This window comes from Caloramator australicus RC3, from assembly GCF_000297115.1.
Classification (GTDB): domain Bacteria; phylum Bacillota; class Clostridia; order Clostridiales; family Caloramatoraceae; genus Caloramator; species Caloramator australicus.
In genome coordinates this window covers 1-18016 of sequence record NZ_CAKP01000097.1, presented here as the reverse complement: position 1 = coordinate 18016, position 18016 = coordinate 1, and the positions used below count along the sequence as shown (strand labels likewise).

Sequence of the window (18016 nt, the reverse complement as noted above, 5' to 3'; positions counted from 1 at the left end):
GCCCTATATATCAACAAGCCCTAAACTTATCTTAAGGGCATAGTCCACCTGTTTCATCATTTCATCACTAATATGACCAAGTTTGTCCCTTAAGCGCCTTTTATCTATTGTTCTTATCTGTTCAAGTAAAATAACAGAATCCTTATTTAAACCATACTCATCGCTACTAATCTCTACATGTGTCGGCAATTTAGCCTTATTAATTTGAGATGTTATAGCAGCAACGATGACCGTCGGACTATATTTATTTCCAATATCGTTTTGTATAACAAGAACAGGCCTTACCCCGCCTTGTTCCGAGCCAACAACTGGGCTCAAATCAGCATAAAATATATCTCCTCTTTTCACAGGTTGAGCCATTTGAATTATCACTCTCCGCCAAACTTGCTTCATATTCGGCTAATTCTTCACATTCTAAAGTAATACCACATTCTGCAAGCTCTATATTTATTTTTCCCATTTCAACATAACCATTTTTCATAGCTTCAATCATTTCTATTCTCTTGCGCTCCTTTATATATGATATGATTGCTTCTCTTATTAATTGGCTTCTATTTTTAAAGGTATTTATATTTACAAATTCATCTAATTCATCTAGTAAATATTCAGGGAGGCTAATTAGGATCTTTTTATTGTTTGCCATCGTATTACCTCCTAAAAACAATTAACCTATGTATCTTATAAATACTCACTTTATTATAACACTACTTTATAATTGCCACAAGTAGAAATATTTATACCTCTTTAACATTGTTTCCATGTTATTATAAAATTATGTCACACATAATTTTTTATTTTTACTATTTTCCCCTTCTCTACATAAACCCTTGGAACACGCTTTGAAACCATACATAAAATTTCATAACTTATTGTTCCAAGCCTTTGAGCTAATACATCTGCATCGTTTTTAATTTCATTAAAATTTCCCATAATGATTACCTCATCACCTACATTAACATTTCCACAATCAGTTACATCTATCATGCATTGATCCATACATATTCTACCTACCACAGGCGCAAGAACACCGTTTACTATAACTTGTGCCTTTTGAAAAAATAGCCTTGTAAACCCATCAGCATATCCAAAGGGTAGTGTAGCAATCTTACTTCTTCTTTCTGTAATAAACCTTCTACCATAGCTTATTGGAGTTCCTTTATCAACTTCTTTGACATGAACAATTTTAGCCTTTAACATCATTACAGGCTTTAGATCAACCCTATTAACATCAACTTCATTTGAAGGATAATAACCATAGAGCATAATTCCCGGCCTTACAGCATCAAAATAAGCCTCCTCTACATCTATAATCCCGGCACTATTAGCTAGATGCTTTAATTCAAATGTAATACCTCTTTCCTCTAAAGCTTTTATGGTCTTTATGAAACGATCTAGTTGCAAATTAGTAAAGGACTTATCCTTTTCATCTGCGGATGAAAAATGACTAAAAATTCCTTCTAATTTTAAGTTGGGCAGATTATTAATTTTTTCTATCTCATCTAAAGCCTTTTCGTTAGGAATAAACCCTACTCTTCCCATTCCTGTGTCAATCTTAATATGAATCTTTGCCACTTTATTTTGCTTTACAGCCTCATCTGATAATGCCTTTGCTACCTCAAAACTGAATACTGCCTGTGTAATATCATACTCTACAATTTCTTTTGCAAAGGTTGGAGGTGTAAATCCCATAACTAAAATAGGCCTTTTAAAGCCATTTTTTCTAAGTTCAATGGCCTCTGTTATTACTGCAACTGCAAAAAAGTCAGCACCTTCCTCTTCTAAAACCCTTGCAAGTTCCACAGCACCATGTCCATATCCATCTGCTTTAATAACTCCAAATATTTTTCTGTCCTTAACTAACCTTTTAACCTCCCTGAAGTTATGCCTAAAATTATCAAGGTTTATTTCTGCATAATATGGTCTTACGTTGTCAAACATACCCTTCCCCCCTGCTTTGTCTATTGTATTTTAAATAACCCCTCTTGAATTGTAGGATTGCATTTAAACTCTTTGTAAACGATATTTACCCTTATGTTTTCCTTTTCATCATAAAAGGTCATTATCTCAGGTATTAAATTTACAGAATTAAAATATATCTCTACATATTTACGATAAGCACTCGATTCATCAAGCTCACTTTTTATCGTAATATATTCTTTTCCATCAACCCTTTTACTGCTAAAGATCGAATTTTCCTTTAAAAAAATCCTTTTGTCGATAACCCCTAAAAATATAAAAACATCATCATCTTTTAAATTTTCAAGAAAATACCTTTGTTCAATCATCGGGTGGTAGATTGTATATCTTTTTCCATCATATATCAATATTTTCCCCTTTAAAAAGGATGGAACAATTGTTTCAATTCTAATAAAATTAGGCTCTTTAAAATACTGAACAACTTTATAATGTGAAACTCCTTTGTTTCCATATATATCTATGTCTGCTTGTGTTGCATAGCTTTTCATCTCTTGTAATCTCTTTTTTACGTCTTCATAAGCAATTTTTCTCGAACAGGATGTAAAAAAAAACAAAAATAATTATAACCAAAAAGATAACTTTTTTATAGAACACAAAATCACCATAAATCTTATTTCAATAAAATATTATTCTAATTTTATACTGCCTATGTCTTTTTTAAATAAAAATCCCAAATTATCAACCAAATCCATAGCCGTTAATCCATAGCCATGCTTCTGATATGCCCTGTCTCCAGATATTCCATGAATAAAACTACCTAATATTGCAGCTTCAAAGGGACTATATCCCTGCCCTAAAAGTGAAACTAAAACTCCAGTTAACACATCTCCGCTTCCTGCCGTTGCCATACCAGGATTACCAGTTCTATTTATATATATAAACTCTCCATCAGTAACAACAGTACTAGAGCCTTTTAAAAGAACAATTGAATTATACTCCTTTGCAAAACTTTTTGCTACATTTATCCTGTTTTTGTTTATATAATCGATATCATAACCAGTTAATCTTGACATTTCACCTGGATGCGGAGTTAATATAACTTTAGATTTTGCCGATTTTAATATAGTTTTATTTCTTGATAGGACGTTAAGTCCATCCGCATCAATCACTAAAGGGCCTTCATAATGTTCTAGAATATATTGCAACGGGTGTAAAAGTTCATCAAAGTTCCCTATGCCAACTCCAAATGCAATAGCATTTGACTTTTGAAATAAAATATTTAAACAATAATCATCTAAAAATATATGTTCATGTTTCTCTTCACATGGAAAATATACTGCCTCTGGAACTAATGCCCCTACTCTATCCAAAATAGTTTTTGGAAAAACCCCACAAACAAGTCCTGCACCACTTCTTAATGCTGACTTTAAAGCAAGTATTATAGCTCCTGACATTTTATAATTACCACCAATAATTGCAACCTTTCCATAATCACCTTTATTAGTATCCAACCTTCTTTTTTTAATTAGAGATATTGGGTATTCCTTATCGCTCGTAAATATTTTAACACTTTGCTCTTCAATACAACTAACAGGAATACCAATTTTTTTAACTATAACCTTTCCAGAGGCTTCTTTACCTTCTGATAGGATATGTCCTAATTTTAAGCATTCAAAAGTTACTGTAATATCTGCAAATACACAAGTTCCCATAATACTTCCTGTATCGCTATTTATTCCTGATGGAATATCCACTGAAAGTTTCAATCTGCCTTTATTAATGGCATCAATAACATTTTTTAACTCCTCTTTAACCTCTCCTGATAATCCTGTTCCTAAAAGAGCATCTACAACAACGTCAGAATATCGTATGCTATTTTCCAGTTTGTTTAAATCATTATAAACTTTTATCCCCATATTTAATAAAATATCTAAATTTATCCTAGCATCCCCTTTTACCTTTTCAGGATCTGAAAAACAAAAAACTTCTACATCATAACCTCTTATAAGTAAAAGTCTTGCAAGGGCAAAACCATCTCCACCATTATTACCCGTTCCACAAACAATTGTTATTCTTTTTCCATTTAATCTTTCTATTTCCTCCAAAAGTGCATAAGCTGCATTTTCCATTAATATAATCCCAGGTATTTTATATTTTTCTATTGCCCTTTTATCTATTTCCCTCATCTCATTTGCATTAACAACCTTCATCTTATCCCTCCGCAACTGCAAAAGCAGTAGCATATTCTCTAGAATGTGATATCGATATATGGATCCTTTTTATCCCTTTTTGTTCTGCAATCTTTTTTGCATTATTATTCAAAACAACCTTTGGAGCTGAATTTTCTTTTACTATTTCTATGTCAGTCCACTTAAAATTTAAAATACCTGTTCCCAAAGCCTTTGATACAGCTTCCTTTGCTGAAAAGTAACCTGCATAGCTTTCTATATTTTTTTTCTTTAACTCTTCTAATTCTTTTTCAGAATATATCTTTAGTAAAAATCTTTTATTCCTTTCTATAGCCCTTTTGATTCTTTTTATTTCAATTATATCTACTCCAACCCCAATTATCATACTCACCTTCTCCTTACTTAAATTATAAAATAAATTGTTGCAAAAAGCAAAAATATGGAGAAAATTCTCCATATTTAAGCTATTGCATATTTTATATATTTTTGTTTCAAGTCTTCATCAAAATCAGAGGACCAATCATCGCATATTTCTCCAATTACATCAATCAAATGAACTGGCGATACTTGATTTCTTGCAAGTTCATCAATAAGCTTTACCATTTTCTCCTTGTATGGAGTAACAAATTCTACTGTTTCCTCATATAAAATTTCTCCAGTCTCCTCTACTACTTCTTCTGATGTTATACTTACACCATATCCAACAACATTAACATAATATTCCTTGAAATTTATTAGCTTGCTGGTTTCAACTAAGTAATATCTAAACAATATGTTTCTAAAATTATCATCAACCACATAACAGTGATAAAGCTCTGTTTTAATTTGCATTCTCCCCACCCCACATAATTTTCTTTTGAATAAATTTTATCATTTATCACCTCAAAAATTTGTTGTAATTTAGGATGAAAATGCTAAAAAAATATTATAAAATACGACACTATGCAACATAATTTTCCTCATTCTTATTATTTAATATTCAAATATACCTCCAAGTGATTTCTCATTTCTTCTGAGATTTTTCTATTAATAGTATTTATAAATATTTTACTACCTTCTATCTGGAATTGAAAATCTTTATATCCTTCTTTTGTTAAATATGCAGGTATATCTTCAGGTTTTTCGTTTTGGGCAAATAAAATTTTCTCTCCTATATACTCACCATCTACATAAACCTCATAGGAATCATGCTGAATCTTGCTGTTATTTATGTCGTTTACATGAAAGGCTATTGGCGGATAGGTGTTGCTTATAAAAGCTTCATTAATTCTATATTTATCCATTTTGTCACCTCCCTGTTTTTATAGTCTGCCCAAAACTCTACAAAAAATGTAAGCAGAGGGAATTTACCCTCTGCTCAAAAATCTTTTTTATAATCTACATTGCCTTTTGAACATTTTCAACCTTTACTAATGACTTTTTATATAAATAATAATATGATAAACCAACTATTACTCCTCCACCAACAATATTCCCTAATGTTACTGGAATGATATTTGAAATTGCATGAACTATATCTACCTTAGCAAGCTTGTCCGAATGAAGTTGTAATGCTTCTGCATAAGCAGGGTTTAATTTTGCCAAAATACCTGCAGTAAAATAGAACATGTTGGCAACGCTGTGTTCGAATCCAGCAACTACAAAGGCCATAATAGGGAACCATATTGCAAATACCTTGGATATTATATCCTTTGCAGCATATTGAGCCCAAACAGCAAGACAAACTACTATATTACACAAAATACCGCTGAAGAAGGCAGTGGAAAATTTAAGTCCTCCTTTATATGCAGCAATCTTAATAAAATAGCCTCCAAGCTTCCCTCCGTTAGCATCAAATACCCCACCTGCATAGGCTAAATATGCAATTAAGATAGAGCCTATGATATTACCTAAATAAACGATTCCCCAGTTTCTTAAAACTTTAGTAAAGGGTATCTTCCCATCCTTATGTCCAACAAGCAATAACGTGTTTCCAGTAAACAATTCTGCACCATTAAAAATAATCATCATAAGGCCAACAGGGAATATCGCTCCTGCAACAAATTTTGCAAGTCCATAATTTTCTATACTATGGGATGCTGCTGCAGCCGAAACTGCTCCAAGGGCTACATATGCCCCTGCCAAAATTGCACCTAAAAGAGTAGTATAAAAGCTTCCTTTAGATTTTTTCACACCTACATTAATTGCCTCATCCACTATTTCAGGCGGCGTTAACATTCGTTTTTCCATATTATTCTCCTTTCAATATAGATTAAAAAAACAAACCTATTCAAAATTATACTTTATTTTTTATTCATATTCAATTTTTATTTTAGACCACAAAAAACATTATATTTGCAATTTCCAATGCATCCTAAAGATTTAAAATCATTAAAATTTGATTTTTCTATGTTTGAAAATATATTCTTAATGTCATTTAAAATAAACTCTAAATCTTCTTGACTATAATCAATCTTAACTATTTTACCTATATCAAGTAAGTATAAATAATTATTTATTTTCTTTAATCCTATCGATAAGTTATTTAAAAAAGCATTATAAGCATAGGAATAAATCATAAATTGTGGCCTGTAATGTTCAATTATTTTATTTATGTCCTCATCCCTCTTTATCTTGTTAGTCTTATAATCAATTATATTAATATTTAAGCTACCGTCCTCCTCAAAAATATCTACCCTATCTATTATCCCAAAAACGGATAAGCTACTGTTTGGTAGGGGAACTTTAAAGCTCAACTCTGCATCGCTTTTCACTTTATTACCACGACATAAAGACTTGTATTCTTCCTCTATTATTAGAAAATTATCAATATATCTTTCAACTTCTTCTTTTACTTCTTGGCTTTCAGCCCCTAATACCTCTTTAATTTTTTTTCGAATGCTATATTCTGCATTTTTAGTTAAATCTTCTAAAATACTGTGAATTAAAGTCCCCTTTTTCATGGAATTAATCAGTTTTATCCCCTCTTTTTCACTTAGATCCTCATAATAATCTAATAAATCATCTTGGTCTATCTTGGCTATATATTTAAAGTAATACTTTCTTGGGCACTCTTTATATGTCATATATCTCGAAATACTAATCGTAGCCTTAGATGAAAAATCTATTTTAAAACTTAACTTTTTACATAAATCTATCTTTTCTTCTGTTTCTTCGACTGGCATTTTTTCTTTTACTTTTTTAAAATTTTCAAATTGGCTTGTTAGATTTTTAAATTCATATAAATTTTTTTCTGTTAATTTACTTATGTAAGTTACTGCCTTTTCATCCTTTTTATATCCTGAAAGAGCTAAAACCCTTACTGCCCTTGTTGCTGCAACATAAAGAATTCTTAACTCTTCATACATTTCATCTTCATCAATCCTTTGCTTTATTTTTTTAAATAAATTATCTTCTACATCCTTTAATTCATGATAAACTATTATTCCATACTCATCATCATAAACAAAGTTTCCTTTATACTCATTTTTTAACTTTCTATCAAGTCCAGGAACAAAAACTACTTCAAACTCCAGACCCTTTGATGCATGGATAGTCATAATCTTTACCGCATCGCTTTCTTCAGTATCTAAAAAGGCTTCCCCCTCCTTTGTAGATATGGTTTTTAGATTGTTTATATAGTCTATAAAATCAAAGGGAGTAAAAATGCCCTTGCTGTCAAAATCTCTTACTATCTCAACGAACTTTTCAATATTTCTGTATTTTTGAATTCCTCCCTCTTGTGCTAAAAGTATCTCTTTAATTTTAAACTCTTCTATGACAGTTTTTACTAATCTGGTTGTAGTATAAAAAGGAACCAACTTTTTAATGTAATCTATTTGTTTTAAAATCGTTTTCGTTACATCATCAAAGATTTCCCTTGTTGATATCTTAGCTAAATCATTACCTTTTCTAATTTCATCTATTACCTCAACAACAAGATCATCTGATATTCCTACATATGGGCTCCTTAGAAAACCTAAAAGGGCAACTTCATCATTAGGATTATAAAAGTATTTTATGATATTTATAATATCCATTATTTCTTGCCTTTCAAAATATCCAATCCCACCAACTAAAGTATATGGGATATTGTTCTTTTTAAGTTCCCTTTCAAACTCATCTATATTGCTCCTATCCCTTAAAAGGATAGCAATTTCCTTATATTCAAACCCTTTCTCAATAAGTTCCCTTATCTTTTGGATAATATAACTTAGTTCTTCATTTCTACCTCTTGCACATATATTGTCGTTTTCACAAAAAACCTTAAGTTCATCTAATGTAACCTTTTCTGATTTTAATTTTTTCTTTATAATATCAGCCTCATTGCTCTTTTGATTAGAAGTCGTTTCCTCCTTTTCAAAAAAGCAAAAATCAAACAAGGCCTCCCCATCAATATTTCCAGAAGCAATCAATGAATCATAATTAGGTAGCAAATCATTAAAAAGTTCATTGATTATTTTAACTAAACTATCATGGGATCTATAATTAGTCGATAAAAGGAGCTTATCCCCATTCTCCTGAATTTTCTTAGTTATTTTATCAAATACTTTATAGTTAGTTCCTCTAAAAGCATATATGGACTGTTTTATATCCCCAACGACAAATAGCTTTCCATTTTCAATTTTTCCTTCATCATCAGCCACAAGATTATAAAGAATATTTAACTGAATATCATTTGTATCTTGAAATTCATCTACTAAGAAATATTTATATCTTTTTCTTAAAGCTTCCCTAACTTCTTTATAATCCGTCAAAAGTTTTAAAGAAAATATTTCCAAATCATTAAAATCCACAAGTCCCTCCTGAAGCTTAAAAGCCGTATATCTTTTATCAAGCTCATTAATTAGTTCCAAAAATAGGCCTTGAATCTTTTGATATTTATTTAAAGTTTCATTATTAATTCCATAAAACCTAATTAAATTATCACAGGTTATTTTCCTTACCTTTGTTTCAATATCATCTGCCTTTTCTCTAATTTTTTTATATATTTTTCTAACTTCAAAACCTAAAGCCCCACTCGAAACATAATCTACTCCAAATTCATCAAATAAAAAATCAAAGTTTTCAAAATATCTTTTATCCCTTAAAAACTCCTCTAGAATTTCACCCGTTAATTTCGATAAAATTGTTTCTGAATCAACCTCTTCGATTATCTGATACATCGGTTCAAGACCAATTTTATAATAATATTCCCTTATAATCTTGTCACAAAAGCTGTGAAAGGTTGAAATATTTGCTCCATCCAAATTTTCTTTGATTCCTTTTAATTTATTTTTTAAACTATCCTCACCCTTCATTAGAAACTGATTAACTAAATCTAATATCCTCTCCTTCATCTCAAGGGCTGCCTTTTTCGTAAAGGTAATAGCAACTATATCGTCTACTCCACAGTTTTCTTCTAATAAAATCCTTAAAAATCTCCTTGTTAAAACTCTTGTTTTTCCAGATCCTGCCCCGGCATGGAGGGCTATGTTTTTGTTTATATCAAGGGCCCTTGCCTGTTCATCATTTACCTCATAAACTTCTTTTATAAAATTAATATCCATAACATCACCTAACCTTTTGTGCTATTCTATCAAAATCAAATCTACACACACCTTCAAAGGGGCAGTTGAATTTACTATATTCTCTATTGTTAGGGCAATCAAGTGGAAGAATAAAGTCCCCATCTCTTATTTTTTCAATTCTTGCTTCAATAAAATTTTTCATTATATGTTCAAGGACTACATCGAGATTTTCATGTATTAAAGTGGCAGTAGAACCAGCAACATTTATTTTCTTCTTAGTCTCTTCAATAATGATCCCGCTGAATCTTGGTTTACCGTCCTTAGCCGTTTTGCTTATGCTGTAATATAAAAGAGCTATAAATTTTGGATTAAATCCTTTTTCTCTTAATATTTTTTCAACGACATAGGAATAAATTGCAATTTGAACATCAGTTCCCTTTAAGAGCCCAGGTAAATTCTTCTTTGAAACATCCCCTGTTTTATAATCATATATAACGAAATATCCTGTAGGTTCACCGTTAATTATTTCCATATCAATTCTGTCTATTCTCCCCTTTATCTTTACTCCATTTATAATATCGTTTGAAATAAAGGAATGTTCTAATAAAATAGGCCTTAAATTAGCAGAATTTATAAATTCTATATCAGTTTTTAAAAAGTTTTTGATTACATCTAATATTTCTTGCTTTTTTCTTTTATATAAAATGTTTTCTTCAAAAAATCCCTTTTTGTTCATCAATATTTCAATTATATCCTCAATGAAATCTTCATCATATTCAATCTCATAGTTTCTATCAATAAAATATTTATAATATTCCTTTAAAGCCTCATGAAAAATATTACCTTCCGATATGCTTGAAAATAAATCATCCTCCTCTTCGTTCTCTATTTGAAGTAAATTTTCAACATAAAATTTGAACGGACAGTTAGAATAATAATTTATTTTTGATGCATTAAAGGGGTATTCTTCATTAAAAATATTAGCCTTTTCCCTTCCAATCAAACCATCAAAATTAGAAAAACTTTTTTCTATCCATCTTAATCTTTCAATATATCTTCCTTTATCAATATGAGCTTTAATATGATGTAAATCTAAAAACCCTGTCAAAGCATCTTCAATTTCTTTTATATTTAAACCAATAGAATAGCTGCTGATAAATTCTTTTTTTGTATAAATATCAGTTGCTTTAAATCTAAATCTGTCCCTCATGCATCTTGGGCTTATTCCATTTATTTTCTTGTTTAAGTCCAAGACAAATATTATTTCATCCAAATATTGAGATTTTATAGTATAGGATCCATCCTCCTTTGATGTTCTATAACTCAAAACAAGTCCCTTTTTAGCTGAAGCAATTGATAGAATAAATCTTATTTTCTCCTTTTCATCTTCAAAGGACTTTGTCCCCAAATTAATTCCAATGCTGCTTAGCATTTCCTTTTCCTTTGTTGTATAAATACCTATAGGATTAATAGCCTTTGGGAAAATTCCTTCATTAAGCCCTAATATAAATACATAATCATAATTTGTTCCTCTAATAAGGTCTGGAGATAATACCTTTACACCATAGCTTGGTTTCGTTTTGATCGTTACTGTTGAATTTATTATATTCTCTTTAATTATTTCTAAAAAATCCTCAAAATTTATTTTATTTTCTACGAATTTATAAACATTTTGAAGGTCCTCTAATAATTCTAAAAAGCCTAGCAGGGCTTTTAGATCCCTTGTCATAATATCAAGATCGATTAATCCGCTATTATATGCATTTATTATTCTGTGTTTTATTTTAAGCTTGTCAATTAAATCAACTATATTATCTTTAAATTCCTTAAAATATCCCTCATCATTAAAATTAATTAAATTTGCAATGTCATCTAATAGAGCCCTTAATTGTATAAGCTTTTCTTTATTTTCGGCATCATTTTCAATAAGCTTATCAATGTATTCAGCTATGTTTTCTCCCTTAAAAACCTCCTTTAGGATTTGCCTTAAAACTTGTTTATCATCTATATCAAAGATATAAGGAGATAAAAGAATATCCTCTAACTTATTTGCATCATAAAATTCAATTTTTAAACTTATTAAATTTAAAATATTTCTAATAAGAGGAACATTAGATAGCTTTTCATGAACTGATAACATTACAGGAATTTCATATTCATCAAATATTTCTATAATATAATCTTCATAGTCTTCCATATCATTAGTTATTAAAGCTATTTTATCCAAATCCACCTTTTCATTTAATAAAATATCTTTTATCATTTTTGCAACCTGTCTTATCTCATCTTCTATACAGGGTGCATTTATTAATTTATATGCATCTATTTCTATGTTCGTTTTTTCAAAGGTAAATAAAGATTTTGCTAAATTAGTAAATTTATTTTGGACATCGTTATAATAAACATTTGCTCCTATTTCTTTATAAACCCTCAAGATTTCATCCTTAATAAATGACTCTATAGTATTGGTTTTTAGAGGAATTTTCCCATAGAACTCAATGGATGGATAATTCTTCTTTATTTCTTTTAATAGCTTTTCTTCATTTTTAAAAATATCTAAATATCCGTCTAAAAATATAACGTCAATATCCCTTAAATAATTTGAATAGGGTATATTGTCTATAGCCTCCTTTATTACATCATCCATGTCATAAAGATTCAGCTCTTTTAGTTTTGAATTATAAGTTTTATAAACCTCATATACATCCTTTGATTTTAGCTTTATTATCTCATCATCGATTTTATTAACCTTTTCTAGAAATTCTTCCGGTGTTAGATTTGCCTTCTTTATTTGCCTTATAGTATTATAAATGCTTACAACAAACCCTTTTTTGTCTGATACCTTTTTATAATACTGAACAATATCTGAATTGCTTTTTAATATCTCCTCTAAAATAACAATAGATGAATCTGTTGAAATCAGCTCCTTGGATGTCAATTTATCCTTTGCTATATTTCTTGCAAGGTCATCAAAGGTTATAACATCTATGTAAAATAAACCACCTAATATTTCAATTATACTTTCTCTAACAGAGGAAATAACTTCCCTTGATGGTGCAAGATAAATTGCCCTTTTACCATTTTTCACCGCTTGAATAACTCTTTCCAACATAAAACCACCCTCCAATCATATTTTAATATAACTGGAAGGTGGTTGGCAAAAGAATAATTTACCTTGTTATCTATAAAATTTAATTAAATAAGTCTGTTCTGGTTTTAAATTTACAACTATTAAACCATTTTCATAAGCAATTTCACTTTCTTCTCCATTATTAAAAATAACCTCAAAATTATTAAAATCTCCAATTGTTAATAATGGAATATAAATAGTTCTTTCCTCTTTGTCTTGGGAATTTATAAAAATTATAGCTTCATCTTCGTTAAATCTTGCATAGGATATTGAAGAGTCATCGGCTGTTAAAATTTTAAAGGATCCATTAATTAAAACTTTTTCTTTTCTTCTTAATGCGATTAGCCTTTTATATGTTTCATAAATTTCCTTATCCCATTTTTTCTCATCCCAATTAAATGGATATCTGCAATTGCTAAGATCCCCTAAATCCCCTTCAAGTCCAATTTCATCACCATAATATATACAAGGTATTCCTATAAAGGTAAGAAGCATAACTATACCCGTTAATATATTTTTTCTACTTATAGAAGGAGAATTGTGGAATCTGTGAACATCATGGCTGGATAAAAGATTAAATTGCATGCTTTGTATTATATAAGGAAGCCTTGCAAAGTGCTGCATAACCTCCTTTGAAAAATTGATTCCATTTTTAGTCTTCATAGGATTTTTTATTTTCCAGCCTGTAAAAAGATCATTTTCCCCTAAATATTTTCTAACCGGTCTAAAGAATCCAAAATAATTCATGATAGAGTCCCACATATCCCCCTGTAAATACTCCTCTGCATCCGTCCAATGTTCAGCAATCAAATATGCATCTTTGTTTAAGGTTTTTAATTCCCTTCTTATTTCCCTCCAGATTTCCCTATAAATCGTGCTTCCTTTGACTTTTGCAGTATAGTGTCCAACATCAAATCTCCATCCATCGATACAATAGGGTTCTTTTAGCCAATACTTCAAAACGCTTTTTTCATCTTTATATATCGCATTCCTGACTTCAGGATTTTCATATTTTAAAACGGGTAAGCTTTTTACTCCACACCATGATTCATAGTTTTCATCATCATAAAAATAATAAAAATCCCTTTTTTCTTTAAACCAATGATGGGTATCACCGGTATGATTTATAGATATATCTAATATTATCTTCATGTCTTCCTCATGAAGTTTTTTATTTAATTGCTCTATAGCCCTATTACCCCCAAAGTGCTTATCTACGCTAAAATAATCGGCACAATCGTATTTATGATTTGATGGTGCTTCAAATATGGGGTTTAAATAAAGGGCATTTACGCCAAGCTCCTTCAAATAATCTATTTTTTGTGCAATACCTTCAAGATCCCCACCAAAAAAGTCTAAGTTACCATATATTTTATATTTACCTGGCTTGTCTTGCCAATTCATCTTTTTTGAACTAAAACCTCTATATGTATATTCCCCATCCTTTACATCGTTTTCAGTATTTCCATTATAAAATCTATCAACAAATATTTGATAAAATATAGCATCATCAACCCAGCTTGGCTTTTCAAAATCAGCAATTAATTTAAAATCATAATCTTCAGTTATAAAATGTTCAAATAACCCCATTTGATTATAATAGTAAACATTATCCCTCGTGCATAAGATAAAATGGTATTTTAAAACCGGCTCCTCTATTTTTATTCTTGTCCAATAATAAATAAAATTACCCTTTATATCTTTTTCTTCTAATTCAACAACTCTTTCCTCTCCATTTAAAGTATACCTTATGTAAGCCTTCTCTACAGGTGAATCCTTGAGCATCCTAATTGCAATACTTATCTTTTCATTCAACTGAGGTAAAGGATTGCTAACAAACCTTATTGAACCATCTGAAAAAACGCTATCCATCCAATTTATTTGCATAATAATCCTCCTTTGCAATCGTTTGCATTTATATTATAACATACAACAAAAATAATAAAAACTTTTTTATTATTCAGACTGTTGAAAAAGTTGTTTTTTGATAAGCCCCGTGAAGGATTTCCCTGGCATTCGCTCATTTCGCTAAGCAATTCTAAGCTTTTCTTTGTTTTCAAAAGTCGAAAAGCAAGAATTGCTAGAGCTCATGAGAGATGCCTTTTTAAAATCCATTCACGGGGCTCTTGCAAAATTTCAACACCAAAGATGGTTTGTCGACAATCTGAATAATAAAAACTTTTTTATTATTGACCATATTTGTCCAATATTTTACAATGATATTGTAATAATTTTCTAAAAAAGAGAGGGGATAAACATGAGGTGGTCTTTGGATAATCTTTATACTTCCTTTGAATCCCACGAATTTTTACGGGATAATGAAATTGTCGTTTCAATGATCGAAGATTTAAAGGAATGGGCAAAAAATAACTTGAACTCTTCAGAAAATGCTAAAGAAAAAATTGAGCACTACTTAAAACATTCCAATACGCTGGGAGATCTTGTATACAAAATAATGGCCTATGCTGAACTTTCTCTAAGCGTTGATGCAAAAAATCAATCCGCATTAAATTCCCTTGAAAAAATTGAAAGGATCATTACTGAAGTTACAGAACCTGAAGTAATATTTAAGCGATGGCTAAAAACGATAGATAATTTAGATGATGTCATTAATTCATCAGAATTTATAAAGGAACATGAATTTCATCTAAAAGAGTTACTCAATCAATCAAAACATATGTTATCAGAACAGGAAGAAATAATCATCGCTAAAATGAAAAATACTGGTTCAAATGCCTGGGCAAAACTTCAAGAATTTTTAACATCAACCCATCTTGTGGAAATCAGCTTAAACGGTGAAGACAAAAAACTTCCACTTCCTGTCGTTAGAAATATGGCCTTCAGTGAGGATCCTTACATAAGAAAAACTGCATATTATGCTGAATTAAAATCATATCAGAAAATAGAAAATTCCTCTGCAGCAGCCCTTAACGGCATAAAGGGAGAAGTTATAACCTTAGCAAAACTTAGAGGATATGCTTCACCTCTTGAAATGACCTTAGATAGCAGCAGGATGGATCTTGAAACATTAAATGCAATGCTTGAAGCTATAAAAGAATACCTTCCTTACTTTAGAAAATATCTAAAAAAGAAGGCTGAATTATTAGGCCATAAAAACGGATTACCCTTCTATGATATTTTTGCACCTATTGGAAAAGTAAATATGAAATTTAGTTATAATGAGGCAAGAAAATTCATCGTAGATAACTTTAGAAACTTTAGCGAAGAACTATCTGAATTTGCAGATAACGCCTTTGAAAACAAATGGATAGATGCAGAGCCAAGGGAAGGAAAACGCGGTGGGGCATTCTGTTATAATCTTCATCCTATAAAGGAAAGTAGAATACTTGCTAATTTCGATGGCAGCTTTTCAAATGTGACTACCCTTGCCCATGAGCTTGGTCATGCTTATCATGGCAACTGCCTAATGAATGAAACCTTTGCAAATTCACACTATCCAATGCCAATTGCAGAAACTGCTTCTATCTTTTGCGAGAATCTAATTATAGAAGCTGCCCTTAAAGTTGCAACAAAGGAGGAGAAAATAGTTATACTTGAAAATTCTATTCAAAGCTCCACCCAAACAATAGTTGATATATACTCAAGATTTTTATTCGAAGATGAACTTTTCAGAAGAAGAGAAGATCATTCCTTGTCCGTTGATGAATTAAAAGAAATAATGTTAGACTCCCAGAAAAAAGCCTATGGAGACGGTCTTGATCATAATTATCTACATCCATATATGTGGGTAAACAAACCCCATTACTACTATGCTGATGCTAACTACTACAATTTCCCTTATGCCTTTGGTGAACTTTTCGTAAGGGGACTGATTGCAGAATACAGAAGTCGTGGTAATAGCTTTGTTGATGATTATAATAAGCTTTTGTCCTTAACAGGTAAAAATAATCTATATGACCTTGGCAAAATAATGGGCTTTGATCTTCATTCTAAAGATTTCTGGAGAAAATCTTTAGAAATGATTAAAGAAGAAATCCAAGAATTTATTTCCCTTGTAGAATAAAAGGCTGCTCATGCAGCCTTTTATTCTAACTCCATGCTTTAAACTTTTTTCAATATTTCAAGGTCACTAATAAAATTCAAATTACTGAATATCTCAAGATATTTTGAAAAACTTCGTGCTATTTTTTCTTCTACTATGAAATAGTTTGATTTGCTTATTATATCAATAAGTTTATATCTACCTTCCTCTAAACTCCTTTTAAACAAAGGAATCATATCATCAGAATAAAAGGCATATAACGGTTCTACCCAATTCCCCTTTTGTGTTAAAATACAATCATATTTATTTTCCTTTATCAATCCCTTCATGTAACTTATGTATTCTAAATTAACAAATGGCATGTCACAGCCTATAACAAACAAATATTTTGATTTTGAGTATAATAGAGCTGTATAAATTCCTCCCGCCGGACCACAATCTTTATATTCATCCACATAAACATTTTTATAATTAGGAAACCTACTCTTATCATTAGTTACTAATATAACTTCTTCAAAGGCTTGTGAAAGCTTTTCAATTATTATATCTAATAATAGCCTGTCTTTTACTTTAATGCTACATTTATCAAATCCCATTCTTGTGCTTTTCCCACCACATAAAATGGCTGCTGTTCCTAGTAATTTCATCGGATCCTCCTTTAATAAGTCCGAATTTAGCTTTGCTGCACCAAAGAACATACTAATTGCCAAACCAGCCTTTCATTTAGAATGGCTATATATATTTCTTTATCTTCTTAAAGTAGCAACTATTCTTTCAGGCTTTAGCAAAAGTTCAATGGCATCTAATATATCATTAACTGCTATATCTGCTTCGAATAGTGCTTTTACGCAGCATCCTTCCTTTCCTATAACAGCTATTGATAGTGCACTTACTTTAAACATCTCAACATCATTCATTCCATTCCCAATAGCAACAGGTGAACTACCCCCACTTATAGAAGTGGTGGCTTCGTGGTCAAGGTAACTTCTGTTACCAGATTACCCACGCTCAAAGGGCTGTTCCTTCCCCATATATACCAATCACATGGCTAATTTTAGCAAATTCTTGCTTGCATTTATATCTCTATCATGAACTGCACCACACTTTAGACATTTCCATTCTCTCAATGCTAAATTCTTTACATCAGGATTTTTATATCCACATTCACTACATGTTTGACTTGATGCATAATTTTGTGGTGCTATTATTATTTCTCTGCCATACCATCTTGCTTTATATTCTAACATCCTTCTAAATTCTGCCCATGATACTTCTGTTATTGCTTTGG

The 18016-nt window shown here is 30.6% G+C and carries 15 protein-coding genes and 1 pseudogene; 1 reads left to right on the top strand and 15 read right to left on the bottom strand.

What is annotated here, in order from left to right; translation table 11 throughout:
• Window positions 1-3: 3 nt before the first annotated feature.
• The 12 genes from CAAU_RS09560 to CAAU_RS09505 form a co-directional block, all read right to left on the bottom strand.
• Window positions 4-360, bottom strand: coding sequence for a type II toxin-antitoxin system PemK/MazF family toxin (locus CAAU_RS09560; protein WP_008909234.1), 357 nt, complete (start codon window positions 358-360; stop codon window positions 4-6).
• Window positions 320-643 (bottom strand): CopG family ribbon-helix-helix protein, encoded by a 324-nt coding sequence (locus tag CAAU_RS09555; RefSeq protein WP_008909233.1) that lies wholly within the window; start codon window positions 641-643, stop codon window positions 320-322. The genes CAAU_RS09560 and CAAU_RS09555 overlap by 41 nt, the downstream gene beginning before the upstream one ends.
• A gap of 134 nt (window positions 644-777) precedes the next feature.
• On the bottom strand, window positions 778-1938 hold the full coding sequence (gene alr / locus CAAU_RS09550) for an alanine racemase (RefSeq protein ID WP_008909232.1): 1161 nt from the start codon (window positions 1936-1938) through the stop codon (window positions 778-780).
• 20 nt (window positions 1939-1958) lie between these two features.
• Window positions 1959-2465, bottom strand: a complete 507-nt coding sequence (locus CAAU_RS09545) for an outer-membrane lipoprotein carrier protein LolA (RefSeq protein WP_008909231.1) — start codon at window positions 2463-2465, stop codon at window positions 1959-1961.
• 138 nt (window positions 2466-2603) lie between these two features.
• A complete protein-coding gene (locus CAAU_RS09540) occupies window positions 2604-4127 on the bottom strand; it encodes a bifunctional ADP-dependent NAD(P)H-hydrate dehydratase/NAD(P)H-hydrate epimerase (protein WP_008909230.1) in 1524 nt (507 codons plus the stop codon).
• A 1-nt stretch (window position 4128) separates the two neighbouring features.
• On the bottom strand, window positions 4129-4491 hold the full coding sequence (locus CAAU_RS09535; protein ID WP_008909229.1) for a holo-ACP synthase: 363 nt from the start codon (window positions 4489-4491) through the stop codon (window positions 4129-4131).
• A gap of 74 nt (window positions 4492-4565) precedes the next feature.
• Complete coding sequence (locus CAAU_RS09530; protein WP_008909228.1) at window positions 4566-4937, bottom strand: DUF6514 family protein; 372 nt, start codon at window positions 4935-4937, stop codon at window positions 4566-4568.
• 137 nt (window positions 4938-5074) lie between these two features.
• Window positions 5075-5389 (bottom strand): hypothetical protein, encoded by a 315-nt coding sequence (locus CAAU_RS09525; protein ID WP_008909227.1) that lies wholly within the window; start codon window positions 5387-5389, stop codon window positions 5075-5077.
• A gap of 94 nt (window positions 5390-5483) precedes the next feature.
• Window positions 5484-6335, bottom strand: coding sequence for a formate/nitrite transporter family protein (locus CAAU_RS09520; RefSeq protein WP_008909226.1), 852 nt, complete (start codon window positions 6333-6335; stop codon window positions 5484-5486).
• Between the two features lie 77 nt (window positions 6336-6412).
• On the bottom strand, window positions 6413-9634 hold the full coding sequence (locus CAAU_RS09515; protein ID WP_008909225.1) for a UvrD-helicase domain-containing protein: 3222 nt from the start codon (window positions 9632-9634) through the stop codon (window positions 6413-6415).
• Between the two features lie 4 nt (window positions 9635-9638).
• Window positions 9639-12707, bottom strand: a complete 3069-nt coding sequence (locus CAAU_RS09510; RefSeq protein ID WP_008909224.1) for a PD-(D/E)XK nuclease family protein — start codon at window positions 12705-12707, stop codon at window positions 9639-9641.
• Window positions 12708-12773: 66 nt separating this feature from the next.
• The gene (locus CAAU_RS09505) at window positions 12774-14612 is read right to left on the bottom strand and encodes an alpha-amylase family glycosyl hydrolase (RefSeq protein WP_008909223.1); all 1839 of its coding nucleotides are present in this window, start codon (window positions 14610-14612) and stop codon (window positions 12774-12776) included.
• A 370-nt stretch (window positions 14613-14982) separates the two neighbouring features.
• On the opposite strand from CAAU_RS09505, the gene CAAU_RS09500 reads away from it, so the two are divergent.
• On the top strand, window positions 14983-16749 hold the full coding sequence (locus CAAU_RS09500) for a M3 family oligoendopeptidase (RefSeq protein WP_008909222.1): 1767 nt from the start codon (window positions 14983-14985) through the stop codon (window positions 16747-16749).
• Window positions 16750-16787: 38 nt separating this feature from the next.
• Here CAAU_RS09500 and CAAU_RS09495 read toward each other — a convergent pair whose 3' ends face one another.
• The 3 genes and pseudogenes from CAAU_RS09495 to CAAU_RS09485 form a co-directional block, all read right to left on the bottom strand.
• Window positions 16788-17438 (bottom strand): molybdenum cofactor guanylyltransferase, encoded by a 651-nt coding sequence (locus CAAU_RS09495; RefSeq protein ID WP_242822583.1) that lies wholly within the window; start codon window positions 17436-17438, stop codon window positions 16788-16790.
• 36 nt (window positions 17439-17474) lie between these two features.
• A pseudogene (locus CAAU_RS09490) lies at window positions 17475-17657 on the bottom strand (HAD family hydrolase); the annotation flags it as partial.
• A 111-nt stretch (window positions 17658-17768) separates the two neighbouring features.
• On the bottom strand, window positions 17769-18016 hold a 248-nt coding region (locus CAAU_RS09485), incomplete at its 5' end, for a zinc ribbon domain-containing protein (RefSeq protein ID WP_040306449.1).

Coding starts and splice junctions, on each gene's coding strand:
- CAAU_RS09560 (WP_008909234.1), bottom strand. CDS start 360: ATGGCTCAACCTGTGAAAAGAGGAGATATATTTTATGCTGATTTGAGC.
- CAAU_RS09555 (WP_008909233.1), bottom strand. CDS start 643: ATGGCAAACAATAAAAAGATCCTAATTAGCCTCCCTGAATATTTACTA.
- alr (WP_008909232.1), bottom strand. CDS start 1,938: ATGTTTGACAACGTAAGACCATATTATGCAGAAATAAACCTTGATAAT.
- CAAU_RS09545 (WP_008909231.1), bottom strand. CDS start 2,465: ATGAAAAGCTATGCAACACAAGCAGACATAGATATATATGGAAACAAA.
- CAAU_RS09540 (WP_008909230.1), bottom strand. CDS start 4,127: ATGAAGGTTGTTAATGCAAATGAGATGAGGGAAATAGATAAAAGGGCA.
- CAAU_RS09535 (WP_008909229.1), bottom strand. CDS start 4,491: ATGATAATTGGGGTTGGAGTAGATATAATTGAAATAAAAAGAATCAAA.
- CAAU_RS09530 (WP_008909228.1), bottom strand. CDS start 4,937: ATGCAAATTAAAACAGAGCTTTATCACTGTTATGTGGTTGATGATAAT.
- CAAU_RS09525 (WP_008909227.1), bottom strand. CDS start 5,389: ATGGATAAATATAGAATTAATGAAGCTTTTATAAGCAACACCTATCCG.
- CAAU_RS09520 (WP_008909226.1), bottom strand. CDS start 6,335: ATGGAAAAACGAATGTTAACGCCGCCTGAAATAGTGGATGAGGCAATT.
- CAAU_RS09515 (WP_008909225.1), bottom strand. CDS start 9,634: ATGGATATTAATTTTATAAAAGAAGTTTATGAGGTAAATGATGAACAG.
- CAAU_RS09510 (WP_008909224.1), bottom strand. CDS start 12,707: ATGTTGGAAAGAGTTATTCAAGCGGTGAAAAATGGTAAAAGGGCAATT.
- CAAU_RS09505 (WP_008909223.1), bottom strand. CDS start 14,612: ATGCAAATAAATTGGATGGATAGCGTTTTTTCAGATGGTTCAATAAGG.
- CAAU_RS09500 (WP_008909222.1), top strand. CDS start 14,983: ATGAGGTGGTCTTTGGATAATCTTTATACTTCCTTTGAATCCCACGAA.